Genomic DNA, 13,826 nt, shown 5'->3' on the forward strand with positions numbered 1-13,826 from the left:
GTCACCAGGCGCTGCCGTCGCACGTCGCTCCGGCCCGCGCCGGCAACGGCGGGTCTGTGATGAACGGCTCGGCGCCGGCGACCGCCGCTCCCCTGAGCCGCCCGGCGGACGGGCTGCGGCTCGACCTCCCCGACGGCGACCGGGACCTCGTCGTGGTCGTCGACGACGACCCGGTGATGGAGTTCTGGGCCGACGAGATCTCGACCTTCGTCGCCGTTCTCCGCGCCCAGCGCGCCTTCGCCTCCGTCGACGTCCTGCGCATGGCAGTCGCGGAGGGCGCACTCCGGCTCACCGGTGGGCCGGACACCGTCCCCGCCGCGCCCGCGAGTCTGGTCGATCCGACCGGGCGACGCGTCGTGTTCCTGCTGACGCACGGCGGCTCCGACGCCTGGCGGAGCGGGCTCGTCCACCCCGTGCTCGTCTCCTGGGCCGACACCATGACGGTCGCGGTGGTCAACCTCCTGCCCCAGCAGCGGTGGCGCGAACGCGGAATGGACACCACCGAGGTGGCGTGGAGCCTGGCCGGATCCGGCCCGGCGACCTCCGCTTCGGCATGGCGGGTGAGCGGTCTGGATCTCCGGCCCCCCGACGAGCGGGACGACACCCCGCTGACGGCCGTACCGGTCATCGAGCGCGGCACGGACTGGTTGCAGCGATGGAGCCGGCTGCTGGCCGGGCCGGCGGCGGGCGAGCTGCGGATGCCCGCGCTCCTGCTGCCGCCCGAGGCCCCGAACGGCCGCCGACCGAGCCGGTCGCTCACCGCTCACGATCTCGTCGCCCGGTTCCGGGCCACCGCCTCGCCGGCGGCGTTCACGCTGGCGACCCGGCTGGCGGCCGCTCCCCTCAACGCCCGGGTGGTGCGCGCGGTGGCGAGGACGGTGGTCCGGTCGGGGCCGGAGCACCTGACCGAGGTGCTCACGAGCGACCTGGTGCGGCCCGTCCCGCACGGGGCGGCGACGGGCGACACCCGCATCAGGTACGAGTTCGTGCACGGCGTACGCGAGCGGCTCCTCACGCTCGGGTACCGCGACCGTACCGTCGAGGTCCAGCACGTCGTGGAGTACGAACTGGCGCACGACGTCGAGGCCGTGCGCAACCTGACCCTTCGCGTCAAGGATCCGCGGAACGCGTCGTACGAGCGCGTCACTCCGGCCGCCGAGCCGTATCTGCGGGTCGAGCTGGCTGTTCACCTCTCACTGGGCGGGCCGAACCTCGTCGCAGCCGCACGGCTGGGTCAGGCCCTCGGCTCGCCCATCCCACGGCAGGTACGTCGAGTACTGCAGCCACCGTCCGTTACCGCTCACAGGACCATGGAGTCCGGAATGTCTGACAGAGTGAACTCGCCGGGCTCGGGGGGCTCGTTCGGCATCGCACCGCACGCCACGCTGGACGCCGAGCCGGGCATCATCCCGAGCAGGACACCGACCCACGATCGGCAGACCGTACAGCGGCTGGACGGGCAACTGCCGGCGATCGTCGGCAACCTGCCGCTGCGGAACGCGAACTTCACCGGCCGCCGGGAGATGCTCGACTCCCTGCACCAGCGCCTGCGCGCCGGCACCACCGCGGTGCTGCCCGAGGCGGTGCACGGCGCCGGCGGGGTGGGCAAGTCGCAGCTCGTCATCGAGTACGTCTACCTCCACCAGCAGGACTTCGACCTCATCTGGTGGATCCCGGCCGAACGTCCGGCCCAGATCCAGTCCGCGCTGGTGGAGTTGGCGGCGCGTCTGGACCTGCCGGTGCCGTCGACCGCCAACACGGCAGTGCCGGCGGTGCTGGAGGCGCTGCGGATCGGCCGCCCGTACTCGAACTGGCTGCTGATCTTCGACAACGCCGAGGATCCGGACGACGTCGAGCAGTTCTTCCCCAAGGGCGGGCCGGGAAGCATCGTCGTCACCTCCCGCAACAGTGCCTGGCGGGACGTCGCGAGCAGCCTCCAGGTCGACGTGTTCGAGCGGCAGGAGAGCATCGAACTGCTCCGCCGTCGCGGGCCGGATCTGGCCGTCGACGACGCCGACCGGCTCGCGGCGGCCCTGGGCGACCTTCCCCTGGCCATCGAGCAGGCCGCTGCCTGGCGCGCCGAGACGAGGATGCCGGCCGACGAGTACCTGGAGCTGCTCGACGCCAGCCGCCCGGCCCTCGACGACGAGTCGGTGCAGCAGGACTACCCGGAGCTGGTCGCCGCGGCGTGGAACGTGTCGCTCAACTGGCTGCGTGAGCAGGATCTTTCGGCGCTGCGGTTGTTGCAGGTCTGCGCGTTCTTCGCGCCCGAGCCGATCGGCAAGGTCCTCCTGTCGAAGCCGCGCGCGCTTCGCATCCACCCGGATCTGGACCCCCTCGTCCGCAACCCGGTTCGCCTCAACCGGGCGATCCGCACGATCGGGCGTCTCTCCCTGGCCCGGATCGACCACCGCACGAACTCCTTCCAGATGCACCGTCTCGTCCAGCGGGTGCTCATCGACCAGATGGACCCGGCGGACCGCGACGCCCTGCGGCACGGCGCCCACATGCTGCTCGCCGGCAACGACCCCGACCAGCCCGACGACGCCGACCACTGGCCGCGGTACGCCGAGCTGTACCCGCACATCGTGGCCTCCGGCGCCGAGCAGTGCGGGAACGACCTGGTGCGGGACATGGTGCTCAACGAGGCGAAGTACCTCTGGCGGTGGGGCGACCACCTCGCCGCACGGGACCTCTCGCAGCGGGCGTGGACGGCCTGGACCGCCGACGGCGGCGGCGCCGACCCGGACAGCCTGCGCATGGCGAGCTGGCTCGGCTTCATGCACTTCGTCGTGGGCGACTACGCCGCCGCGGCCAGCATCAACGCCCGGACGCTCGAGCTCTACCGGCAGACCCTCGGCGACGACCAGGAGGAGACCCTGTACGCCATCGGCGCGGTGGCCGCCGACCACCGCGTCGCCGGTGACTTCGCCGGCGCGCTGGAACGTTCGCTGGTCGTCTACGACCACGCGAAGCAGAACTTCGGCGAGGACGAGCCGTTCACGCTGCGCGCCGCGCACAACCTCGCGGTGAGCATGCGGCTGTCCGGCCTCTTCGGGCGCGCGCTGCAACTGGACGAGCAGACGTACCAACGCCTGGTGCAGATCTACGGCACCGACCACCCGGACAGCCTGAGCACCTTCGGCGGCATCAACCTCGACCGGCGCGAGCTCGGTGACTACATCGCGGCGCACGCCAACCAGGAGAACGTCGTCGCCACGGCCCGCCGGGTGCTGAAGTACGACGACCACCCGGATCTGCTGCGGCAGAGCCACATGCTGGCGAGCTTCCGTCGCAAGGCCGGCCACCACCACGACGCCCTCGACCTGTCGAGCGACGTGCTGCGCCGCTTCCGTACGCGCTACGGCGACGGCCACCCGGACACGGTGCTCGCCATGCTGACGTTCTCCATCGACCAGCGGCTGACCGGCGATCTGCGCGCCGCGCGGGAGGCGGCCGAGGCGGCGGTGGAGGGCCTGCGCCGGCTGTACGGCGAGAACCACCCGCACACCGCGGGCGCGCAGGTCGACCTGGCGGTGACGCTCCGCCTGCTGGGCGAGTGCGAGCAGGCTCGGGACCTGGACCAGGCGGCGCTGGCGCGGCTGACCAACCGCCTCGGCACGTCGCACGCTCTCGTGCTGGCCGCCCGGATCAACCTGGCGAGCGACCACTACGAACTCGGCGACTACGCGGAGGCCCACGCCCTCGACGCGGACACCCTCACCCAGGCGCGTCAGGTGCTGGGGTCCAGTCACCCCACGACGCTCGTGTGCGCTCTCAACCTCGCCATGGACCTTCGGGACCTCGGGCGCGAGGCGGAGGCGAGCATGCTCTTCGACACGAGCCTCGAACAGCTGCGGCAGACCCTCGGCGTCCGGCACCCGGCGGTGGCGGCGGTCGGGGCCGGCGTGCGGGCGAACTGCGACATCGACCCGCTCCCCCTGTAGCGGCGCACGGTCGATCCGGCGGGTCAGGCGATTGGCCAGCCCGCCGGGTCGATGGTGTCCGACAGCGGTTCCAGCCCGTGCCCCAGCCAGCTCGCCAGCTCCACCGGGTCGGGGGCCACCGACGCGGAGCCGCGCGACCGCAGTCCCTGGACGACGGCCAGGACGAGTTCCGGAGCGCCGAGCAGGGCGCGGACCGCCGGATCGGTGGGCCGGTCGAGCTGGGTGAGGCCGAGACCCACCCAGCCGTGCACGTGCGACGGGTCCCGCCCCAGCTCGTCGAGGTATCCGGCGCGCGCCCCGTCGAGGTCGCCGGCGACGAGGGCGAGGTCGGCCGGCGTGGCGCCGGCCACCCGGTCCCCCACCCGGTCGGGCGTGGCGCGCAGCCGGCCGAACGCGTCCGCGTCGACCAGCAGGTGCCGGCGCAGGACGGCCCGCGCGTCGAGCGCACCCGCCGGTGGTGCCGCGAGCACCGTCCGGGCACCGACCGCGAGGACGGCCTTCGCCGCGGGATCGCGGCGCTGCCAGGCCGCGGCGAGTGCGTCCCGGTCGGCGGGGGCCAGGCGGATGTTGTGGCCCCGCCACATCGCGCGGTGGTCGACGGCGGCGGCGTGAGCCGCCCCGAGGGCGGCCGGGGGCACCGGATCGTCCTGGCAGGCTGCCAGGTCCGCGTACAGGGTCTCGACGAACCGCTGGCCGTGCCCCGTCAACCGGCCGGACGCGGCCATCGCCCGCAGGACGTCGAGGGTCTGCCGCCGCCACAGCGCGAACTCGAAGTCCGCGAGCGCCCGCTCCCCCGCTGCCGCGTGCTGCCGGTGGACCCGCCAGAACTGGGTGATGCCGGCGAACGCGTAGGCACCCTGGAGAACGCCCGCGAGCGGTCGGGGATCGTCCCGCCAGGGGGCGTAGTAGCGGACGCCGTCGCCGGTCTCGCAGAGGGTCAGCAGGTGCGACAGGGCGCCGAGCTTGTGGTGCTGCGACTCGTGCACCAGGGTCACCGCGAGCTGCACCCCGTCGTCGGGCTCGGAGAGCAGGACGCCCCCGAACGCCTCGGCGCCGGAGGCGGACAGTGGGCGGAACGGCTCGCGGCGCGGCACCGGAGCGAGGGTCCGCACGATCCCGGTGATGGCCCGTGCCCGGTCGGGCTGCTCGCGGACCAGCAGTTCCCAGGCGTGCGCGAGCCACCCACGCCAGCGGGTGATCTCGGACTGCGACAACGGCTCCGGTGACGCCGGTCCGCGCAGGTCCCGGTACACGTCGCGGTCGAGCAACTCGACCCGGAGACCGACGCCGTCCGTGTCGACGTCGACGAGGACGGGTTCGTGCCAGTCCGGGTCGCCGGGCGCACACCGCACGGTCCGTGCGTCGGTCACCATCTCGACCTGGCCGGTGCGGGCCCGCACCCGCACGTGTGCGACGTCCGGCGGGACGGACGCGGCGCCCACGGTGGGCAGCACCGCGGAGCCCTGTCGCGCCGGGATGTCGATCGCGAAGGTGAGGCCCGCGCGGGCGGCGCTCGCCGCCGCGAGGGCGTGGAGGTATCCGACGTCCAGCCACAACGGTGTCCGGGTGTGGGGGTCGTCGCGGAGGCGACGCAGCGTGTGCGCGGCCCAGATGCCGACCTGTGGCTGGGCCAGGACGTCCTCGGTGGTGTCCGGAGCGGCGGCGTGGGCCCGGACCAGGAGCTGCCAGGCGTCGGTGACGGGTGCGAGCGGACCGGTCGCGTCGGTGCGGGTGCCGCAGGTGTCCAGCAGGGCCCGCAGCACGATGAGCCGCCAGCTGCGCTCGGACCGCCGGAGTGCGGCGATGCTCGGTTCGTCGGCGGCGCCGGTCGCCAGGGTGTGGAAGTGCGCGTGATCGAGGTACGTCGGGCCTAACGGGAGGGAGTCAGACGACATGTTCCTCCGAATCCGGCCCTGCGGGCCGCATCCGGCTGGGGAAGGAGCCGTTGTAGCCACTGATGCTGCCCCCCGTATCGGCAACTCTCTCGCGCACCCGCGAGATCGCCGCAGTCATGCCGGTGGAGTCGACGGATCGTAGGGTCGCTACGGTCACCGCTGACAGGTCGAGCAGCTCGGACTCGATACCGGCGAGGCGTTCCTCCATGTACGGCAACCCTCCCGATGATGACAGTCGATAACTCCATCATTACTTATGCGTCCGAGTGGCGAAAGCGCCGAGCGATGGCTACCACACACCGGTTTCGGCGGATTGCTCCGAAGTGGACGCCATGTGGAGGGTGGGTCCGGGCATCAGGTGTGGGCCGTCAGTCGCGCGGCGCAGTCCTCGACGCGGGCCACCGCCTCGTCGTCCGAGGCGAAGAAGCGGACCGCCTCGACGAGTTCCGACAGGGCGCCCGGATACCGCAGACAGGTTCGTACGACGCTGATGGCGTCCAGCCGTGCGGCGCTGTTGCGGCGGATGGCCGCGCGTACCGGCCCGCGCAGCAGCGACAGGATCTCCTCACGGTCGTCCGGGCGCAGGAACTCCGGTACGTCGAGCAGCGCGTCCACGAGAGGGGCCAGCGCGGCCGGTGACGGGGACGCCGAGGCGGTCGCGGCGGGACGGCCCGACCCGGAGCGGCTGAGCACGAACCCCTCGTCGCCGAGGGCGTTGCGGTACCACAGGTAGGTGGGCGTCTGGGCGGTGAGGCCGTCGGCACGCAGCTGGTCGAACCGCTCCCGCAGCGCGGTGACGAGCCGTTCCGGATCCGCGAGCCGGCCCCCGTCCCCGTCCTCCAGGAGTCGCAGCACCTCCCGGCTGAACAGTCCGGTGCGCCGTACCCGGAGGTTGGCGGCGGCCTGACCGACCCCGGCGGCGAACAGGACGTCCTGCCTGCGGCCGGGGACCGGGTCGCCGACCGGGAAGGTCTCGGTGCCGGGCGCGCGCAGGCCCTGCGGGCGCTCGTGCAGTTGGCACGCGTCCACGATCCACACCTGCCGGTCGAAGCCCGGGACGACGTCGGTGGAGAAGGTGGCGAGGATGGAGTCGAGGTCGAGCGCGCCGGAATCGGTGGCGGTGGCGTCGGCGTAGTAGAGCCGCCGGTGGCGCCCGGTGTCGACGTAGCCGTGGCCGCCCCAGACCACGTGGAGGACGGATCCCGGCCGCCCCGGCAGCTCCCGCATGAGCACCTGGCGTACGGTCGCGCGGTCGGCGGGACGCCGGTCGACCCCCGGGGGAAGGGCGTCCGGACCGGGATCGGGCGCCAGCAGCACGGTCACCTGGTCGGGTGGTACCCCACGGGCCACGAACCAGGCGGCGAACCGGACGGCGTCGTCGACCGGCCCGGTCAGGCTCCACTCGTCGCCCGCCGCGTACCGGTCGATGCCGACGGCCACCACGTGGACGTCGCGCGGGTCGTCACCGGGTCCCATGGCTCAATCCTCGGGCACGGGTGCGAGCGTCGCGCACTGCGGTGGCCCGACGGCGCGGCGCCGCGTCGGCACGATCGTCGACGCCCGCACGTGACGTCGGCCGGGCTCGATCGTAGCCTTCGGAGAGGGCGTCGCCACCCTCCGCCCGTGGCGAGACGGCCCCGACACAGGGCCGCCAGGGGTAGCGTCGGATCGCATGGACGTGGTTCGCCTCCGCCCGCGCTCACCCGCGCTGGCGCCCTTCATCTCCTCGATGGGGTACCTCGAGGGGACGTTCCCGCACCGCCGCGAGCGCGTACTACCCACCGGCACCGCACAGCTGCTCGTCAACCTCGACGAGGACGTGCTCTCCTCGGCCCCCGACGGCCTGGCCCCGACGCGCACCTCGGGCGCGGCCCTGCAGGGGCCGGACAGCCGCTCCGCCGTGACGGACACCGCCCACCAGCGGGCCGTCCTGTGGGTCAGCTTCCGGCCGGGCGGCGCGGCGCCGTTCTTCCCCGGCCTCGCGGCGACGCGCGACCGGCTGGTGCCGCTCGACGCCCTGTGGGGGCACCGGGGCGCCACGCTGCGCGAGCGGCTGTTGGCGGCCGGGACGCCGGGCGCCATGCGGGAGGTCGTGGAGTCCGCGCTGCTCGCGGCGACCGAGCCGCCCCGCCCGGACCGGGCACTCGCCGTGGCCGTGGCCGCGCTGCACCAGGGCGCCTCCGTGTCCGAGGCGGCGGACCGGCTGGGGTGGACCCCCAAGAGGCTGACGCGCCGGTTCAGCGCCCAGGTGGGTCTGGCGCCCAAGGTGTTCGCCCGGGTACGTCGCTTCCAGCGCCTGCTGTCCGCCGCCGCGTCGACACGCACGAGGGGGGACTGGGCCCGGCTGGCCGCCGAGTGCGGCTACCACGACCAGGCGCACATGATCCACGACTTCCACGCGTTCGCGGCGCAGAGCCCCACCGCGTACGCCCCGAGGTCGGCCGAGGAACCCAACCATGTCCCATTCCTACAAGTCGACGACTCCCCGCCGACGCGATGATCGTGGGCATGAGCGACATGTATCCACGCCTCGTGGTGATCGGCGCCGATCGGGCGATCGCGTTCTACACGACGGTGTTCGGTGCCAGGGAGCTGAACCGGTACACCGACGAGAACACCGGGCGCATCGTCCACGCGGAGTTGGAGGTGGCCGGCGGAAGGTTCGCCGTCAAGGACGAGGGCGACGGCGACCCCGCTCCGCCCACACTCGGCGGCACCCCGGTCGTCATGGCCCTGTACGTGGACGACGCGGACGCGGTCGGCCGGCGCATGGAGCAGCACGGCGGCACCGTGGTCTTCCCCATCGCCGACCAGCCGTACGGCGAGCGCGGCGGCCGCCTCGCCGACCCGTTCGGCCACCTCTGGATGATCGCGCAGCGCGGCTAGGCGCCGCACACACGTCGGTCGCGCCACGGCAGCACGTGACGGTCCCGCCACGGCAGGTCGTCGTGGCGGGACCGACGCGCGGGCGGCCTCAGCCGTCCGCCCGGCCGCCGACCGGCGTCGCCGACGGCACGCCGCCGTCCCGCGACGGGGCCGAGCCCGTCGACCGTCCCCACAGGCCCAGCTCCCGGGCGCCGAGGTACAGGAACGGCAGCACCAGCAGCACGTCGGCGACCAACGCGATCGACACCTCGCGGGTGATCCGGCTCAGCGGGAACGCGACCGCGCCCAGGCAGAGCAGTACGCCCACCGGCAGCGGCGCGGTGCGGGTCCAGCAGAGCGCCACACCCAGCGCGAACAGGGTGAGCGGGAAGAGCGGCCCGGCGATCCAGAACAGGGTCGTGGCGAACGGGTACTGGTTGAGCAGCTCGATGGTGTGGGCGTGTGAGACCTCGAAGACGCCCTCGTGGATGCTCTGCACGCCGAACGCCACCCCGCCGACGGTCGCGAAGACCGTCACCGGCAGCGCCACGGCCACGTAGCGGGGGGCCGCGGCGCGCAGCCGGTCGTACAGGCCGATCAGGCCGACGAGCCAGCAGGCGCAGGAGAGCCCGACGAGCGTGCCGGCGGTCACGCCCTGTGACTCGGACTCCCAGAAGAGGGTGGCGAGCAGGTTCAGTGTGGGACCAAGAATGAGAAACATGGATCTGACGGTATGGACGGGCGACCCCCGCCGGATCCGCTCGGCGCCGGCCCCGGACTACCGCCGATGTCGTACGCCCGCCAGCCCGGAGCGGTAGGCGAAGACCACGAGTTGCGCCCGGTCCCGGGCCCCGAGCTTGGTCATCGCCCGGTTGGCGTGGGTCTTCGCGGTCGCCGTGCTCATGCCGAGCCGTACCCCGATCTCCCCGTTGGTGAGCCCCTCCGCGACGAGCGCCACCACCTCGCGTTCCCGGGTCGTCAGGGTGTGCAGACCGGGCACCTCGGGCCCTCGGGCGTACGCGGCGATCAGCCGGCGGGTCACCTCCGGCGCCAGCAGGGCGTCGCCGGCCGCCACCACCCGGACCGCCCTGCGCAGCTCGTCCGGTTCCAGGTTCTTCAACAGGAAGCCGCTCGCCCCGGCGTGCAGCGCCGCGTAGACGGACTCGTCGAGTTCGAAGGTGGTGAGCACGACGACCCGTACCCCGGGCAGCCGCTCGTCGGCGAGGATCCGCCGGGTCGCGGTCAGCCCGTCGGTGCCCGGCATCCGCACGTCCATCAGCACGACGTCCGGCCGGTGGGCGCGGGTCAGCGCGATCGCCTCGTCCCCGTCGGCGGCCTCGGCGACCACCTCGATGTCGGGCGCGCGTTCGAGCAGCACCCGGAAGCCGGCCCGGACCAGGGTCTGGTCGTCGGCGAGCAGGACTCGGATGGTCATCCCGGCAGCCACCCCTCGACGTGGAAACCGCCACCGTGGGCTGGCCCGGCGCGCAGCCAACCACCGAGCCCGACGGCCCGTTCCGTCATGCCCCGCAGCCCGTTGCCCGGCGGCCCCGGCGCGCCCCGCCCGTTGTCCCGGACGCTCAGCGTCAGCCCGTCCGGGCGGTAGCCGAGCCGCACCTCGATCCGGTCGGCGTCGGCGTGCCGTACCGCGTTCGCCACCGCCTCCTGCACGATCCGGTACGCGGACGCCTCCACGGCCCGGGGCAGCGGGCGCCGCTCGCCGTCGCACCGGAGCACGGCACCGGTCGCGGCCGCCAGCGCGGGAAGCCGGTCGAGCGCGGGCGCCGGCGGCGCGGGGCTGAGCTCGCCCGGCTCGTCGTGGGGGCCGCCCGGATCCGGGTCGCGACGGCCGTCCCGCAGGACGCCGACGGCGGCGCGCAGTTCCGCCATCGCCTCCCGGCTGGCCTGCCGGACCACGTCCAGCGCGGCGCGGGCCTGCACCGGATCGTCCTCGAGGACCTCGGCCGCCACCCCGGCCTGCACTCCGACCACCGCCAGGGTGTGCGCCGTGACGTCGTGCAGTTCCCGGGCGATCCGGATGCGTTCCTCGGTGACCCGCCGCTCGGCCGCCCGGTCCCGCTCGGCGGCCAGCAGCTCCAGCCGGATCCGCCGGCCCCGCACCGCCTCGCCGAGCAGCAGCGCCGCCACGAAGACGACCGTCGAGCTGTCCAGGGTGGCGTCCAGGGGTCCCACGCCCTCCACCAGCATGCGTCCCTGGAGGTCCAGCAGGATGAAGATCGCGGCCACCAGCAGGCCGGCCCGGCGGCGCGGGGCGACCGCCACCGAGTACAGCGCCACCCACAGCGGCGCGGCGGGGGCACCACCGGGATACCGGGACACGTGGTAGGCCAGGAACAGGGCACCCGCCGTGGCCAGGGCCGCGGCGGGCCAGCGCCGTCGGGCCAGCAGGACCAGCGCCATCGCCAGCCCGAGGGCGTACGCCCACCCGTCCGGCGCGCGGTCGCCGGGCTCTACCGCCGCCACCGCGATCCGATACACCGTCACCGCACCGGCGACCACCACGATGCCGGTGTCCGTCATCCACCGCCGCACACGGCAACAGTAGGTACCCGGCCGGGTGGCCGCGTACCACCGATGCGGTAGCCGGGGGTGGGGTCGCGGGCTCGTCCCGCGTCGTCCGCCACAGGGTCGGCGCCTCGTGCGGTCGGGCGGGTACGCGCCGACGACTCCTACGCCGGTCCGTCCGGTCCGCGCCGGCCGCGCCGCTGTCGCAGGGCCGCCACCAGCAACGACACACCCATCACCAGGTCGGTGCCACGGCGCAGGGCGGTGCGGACCCGTCCGGGTGGCGCCGCCGGCGGCGGGCCCGGCACGACGACCCGGTCGACGCCGGGGTAGGCGAGCCGCGCGGCGGCGACGGCCTCCTCCTCGGTCAGCGCCGCCCGGTTGCCCACGAGCGTGACACCGGCATCCGGATCCTGGTACCGCCAGCGCCACACCTCGCCCTCCGGCCACAGCTCGATCCGCTCACCCGTACGGTCGCGGGCCGGCTGCTCCGGTTCCTCTGCCGCCGGTGGCGGCTCGCGACCGCGTGCGGCAGCGAGGTCGGCGCGGGTGAGGTCGCCGAGCCGGGCGGCGTCGCCGCGGCGCAGCGCCCGGGCGAGCAGGAACGCCAGCGCCCCGGTGAGCAGCGGGAGCACCAGCACGAGGACGCGGAAGACCGAGAGCAGGTCGTAGACCGGGATCCGGAGCAGCCGCGCGATGATGTCGTCGCCGGCCGCCACGACGAGGACGGCGTAGAAGGTGAGGGCGGCGACGCCGACGCCCATGCGTACGGGATGGTCACGCGGCCGGTCCAGCAGGTGGTGGCGGCGGCGGTCGTGCGTGCGCAGCCGTTCCAGGAACGGCCAGGCGTACAGGGCCAGGAACGTCACGCCCCCGACCACCACGCCGGGCACGAACGGGGCCGGCACCAGGTAGTCGCCGATGCGGGGCTCCCAGGGCGGGAAGAGGCGCAGCGCGCCGTCACCCCACGCCACGTACCAGTCGGGCTGGGCGGGCGACGCCGCGGGCGCGGAGCGGACGGTCCGCGACGTGCTGACCCGCTCCCCCGACTCGCCCGACGGGCTGCTCGTGCTCGGCCTCGCGCAACGCCGCACCCGTCCGGCCGACGCGCCGGTCACCCTGCGCCGCTTCCTGACCGTGGCGCCGCATCACCCCGCCGCCGCCGAGATCACGCGGCTGCTCGACCGGTGAGCCGGCACGGGTGGTGCCGCTCCTCCGTCCGGCGGACCGGCCGGCGAAGGCCGCCGGTGGGATCGCCGCGGGGCGTAGCGTCGGGCACGACGTGCCGAGACGCCAGGACGGGAGCCGGATGTGGGAAGCCAGCGCCGCGACAGCCCGGTCCGGCCGCCCGGGGAGTCGACCAGCCTCTGGCACCACGGTCTGGACCTCGGCGCCAAGGCCCTGCAGGAGACGACGCCGCTGAAGGGCTTCGACGCGTACGTCGTCGGTTTCCACCCGGCGAAGGACGACCCGTCGATGCAGATGGAGGCACACCACTACTGCCGGCAGGTCAACGACGACTTCCTCCAGTGCGTGCTGTTCGACGGCAACACCGCCGAGGCGAACCTCATCGGCGTGGAGTACATCGTCTCCGAACGGCTGTACGGGACGCTGCCCGAGGCGGAACGCGGCTACTGGCACCCGCACAACTACGAGATCCTCGGCGCGTCCCTGGTCGCGCCGGGCCTGCCGGAGCCGGCGGAACGGGCACTCATGGCGATGCTGATGAACAGCTACGGCAAGACCTGGCACACCTGGCACACCGGCCGCCTCGACACCGGGCCCGGCGACGCGCTGCCGCTCGGTGAGCCGATGCTCATGTGGTCGTTCAACCGGGACGGGCAGTGCGACCCCGCCCTCGAACAGCACCGCAACGAGGCCATGGGCATCGACCGCACCGCGAGGCGCGCCGACCGCTCCGGCCTGGTCGACCGGGCGCACCCGCAGGACGGCGTCGCCCTCCTCGACCGCGCCTTCCCGGAGGCCACTCCACTGCCCGGGGTGGTGGACCGCGCCGAGGCCGTGTGACGGACCAGGGTTCCGACGAGAAGGTCCCGGAGACCCCGGTCATCCGCCGCCGGCGCTCGTGGCCCTCCTCGCCCTCGCCTGCCAGGGCCAGCGGCCCTCCAGCTCGACCTCCAGCGAGAAGCTGAGGAACGTGCGGACCACCACGATCAGCGCCAGCACACCGACACTGTGGAACGTCGGCGAGACGGCCACCGTACGGATGATGTCCCCGCCGACCAGGAACTCCAGTCCCAGCAGGATCGCGCGGCCGACACCCTGGCGGAACGGCGGATAGTAGGTGACCGGGTCGCGGGTGCGCAGCGAGCGGTAGACGAAGGCGGCCGCCGCGAGCACGACGCCCCCCGCGATGACGAGCACGCCCGCGAGGTCCAGCAACGCGCCGACGTGCTGGACGATCTCCTTCGTGGACACGGTCACCTCTCTCCCCGCTCCGCGGGACGTACGACGGAGCGGGACGGCGGCGCTCGGTCACCTGGTCCAACGGCACCTGGCGGTCAGGTGATGCGGGCCGGCGACGCCGAAGGTTCCCGGCGTCGCCGGCTCTCCGTCAACCGCTTCCCGCCCG

At 73.9% G+C, this 13,826-nt stretch carries 13 protein-coding genes; 5 read left to right on the plus strand and 8 right to left on the minus strand.

Going from position 1 to position 13,826, the window contains the following annotated elements:
- The first annotated feature begins 59 nt into the window (after positions 1-59).
- Entirely contained in the window at positions 60-3,947 is a 3,888-nt protein-coding gene (gene fxsT, locus D7I43_RS01520) for an FxSxx-COOH system tetratricopeptide repeat protein (protein WP_120326513.1), read from the plus strand.
- Positions 3,948-3,970: 23 nt separating this feature from the next.
- Here the strand turns inward: fxsT and D7I43_RS01525 are convergent, their stop codons facing one another.
- From D7I43_RS01525 to D7I43_RS01535, 3 genes are all read right to left on the minus strand, one after another.
- Positions 3,971-5,842, minus strand: a complete 1,872-nt coding sequence (locus D7I43_RS01525; RefSeq protein ID WP_120326514.1) for an HEXXH motif domain-containing protein — start codon at positions 5,840-5,842, stop codon at positions 3,971-3,973.
- Positions 5,832-6,050, minus strand: coding sequence for a hypothetical protein (locus D7I43_RS01530; RefSeq protein WP_120326515.1), 219 nt, complete (start codon positions 6,048-6,050; stop codon positions 5,832-5,834). Before D7I43_RS01530 ends, D7I43_RS01525 begins: the two co-directional genes overlap by 11 nt.
- A gap of 146 nt (positions 6,051-6,196) precedes the next feature.
- A complete protein-coding gene (locus D7I43_RS01535; protein ID WP_120326516.1) occupies positions 6,197-7,318 on the minus strand; it encodes an effector-associated domain 2-containing protein in 1,122 nt (373 codons plus the stop codon).
- A 196-nt stretch (positions 7,319-7,514) separates the two neighbouring features.
- Between D7I43_RS01535 and D7I43_RS01540 the strand changes: the two genes are divergently transcribed.
- Together D7I43_RS01540 and D7I43_RS01545 are read left to right on the plus strand one after the other, a co-directional pair.
- A complete protein-coding gene (locus D7I43_RS01540; RefSeq protein WP_120326517.1) occupies positions 7,515-8,342 on the plus strand; it encodes a helix-turn-helix domain-containing protein in 828 nt (275 codons plus the stop codon).
- 8 nt (positions 8,343-8,350) lie between these two features.
- Positions 8,351-8,728, plus strand: a complete 378-nt coding sequence (locus D7I43_RS01545; RefSeq protein WP_120326700.1) for a VOC family protein — start codon at positions 8,351-8,353, stop codon at positions 8,726-8,728.
- An 88-nt stretch (positions 8,729-8,816) separates the two neighbouring features.
- Here the strand turns inward: D7I43_RS01545 and D7I43_RS01550 are convergent, their stop codons facing one another.
- The 4 genes from D7I43_RS01550 to D7I43_RS01565 all read right to left on the minus strand — a co-directional run bounded on the left by D7I43_RS01550 (position 8,817) and on the right by D7I43_RS01565 (position 12,207).
- Complete coding sequence (locus D7I43_RS01550) at positions 8,817-9,428, minus strand: hypothetical protein (RefSeq protein WP_192902039.1); 612 nt, start codon at positions 9,426-9,428, stop codon at positions 8,817-8,819.
- Between the two features lie 57 nt (positions 9,429-9,485).
- On the minus strand, positions 9,486-10,142 hold the full coding sequence (locus D7I43_RS01555) for a response regulator transcription factor (RefSeq protein ID WP_120326518.1): 657 nt from the start codon (positions 10,140-10,142) through the stop codon (positions 9,486-9,488).
- Complete coding sequence (locus D7I43_RS01560) at positions 10,139-11,260, minus strand: sensor histidine kinase (protein WP_120326519.1); 1,122 nt, start codon at positions 11,258-11,260, stop codon at positions 10,139-10,141. Before D7I43_RS01560 ends, D7I43_RS01555 begins: the two co-directional genes overlap by 4 nt.
- A gap of 137 nt (positions 11,261-11,397) precedes the next feature.
- Positions 11,398-12,207 (minus strand): hypothetical protein, encoded by an 810-nt coding sequence (locus tag D7I43_RS01565; RefSeq protein WP_120326520.1) that lies wholly within the window; start codon positions 12,205-12,207, stop codon positions 11,398-11,400.
- 55 nt (positions 12,208-12,262) lie between these two features.
- Here D7I43_RS01565 and D7I43_RS32645 point away from each other — a divergent pair, with 55 nt between their 5' ends.
- Positions 12,263-12,424, plus strand: coding sequence for a hypothetical protein (locus tag D7I43_RS32645; RefSeq protein WP_158610058.1), 162 nt, complete (start codon positions 12,263-12,265; stop codon positions 12,422-12,424).
- A gap of 120 nt (positions 12,425-12,544) precedes the next feature.
- Positions 12,545-13,261 carry an OBAP family protein gene (locus D7I43_RS01570; RefSeq protein WP_120326521.1) on the plus strand — a complete coding sequence of 239 codons (717 nt, stop codon included), beginning with the start codon at positions 12,545-12,547 and terminating at the stop codon, positions 13,259-13,261.
- A 39-nt stretch (positions 13,262-13,300) separates the two neighbouring features.
- Here D7I43_RS01570 and D7I43_RS01575 read toward each other — a convergent pair whose 3' ends face one another.
- Positions 13,301-13,678 (minus strand): DUF1622 domain-containing protein, encoded by a 378-nt coding sequence (locus tag D7I43_RS01575; RefSeq protein WP_240032742.1) that lies wholly within the window; start codon positions 13,676-13,678, stop codon positions 13,301-13,303.
- Positions 13,679-13,826: the final 148 nt, after the last annotated feature.

It is taken from the genome of Micromonospora globbae (genome assembly GCF_003610785.1).
In the GTDB taxonomy this organism is placed as follows: Bacteria; Actinomycetota; Actinomycetes; order Mycobacteriales; family Micromonosporaceae; genus Micromonospora; species Micromonospora globbae.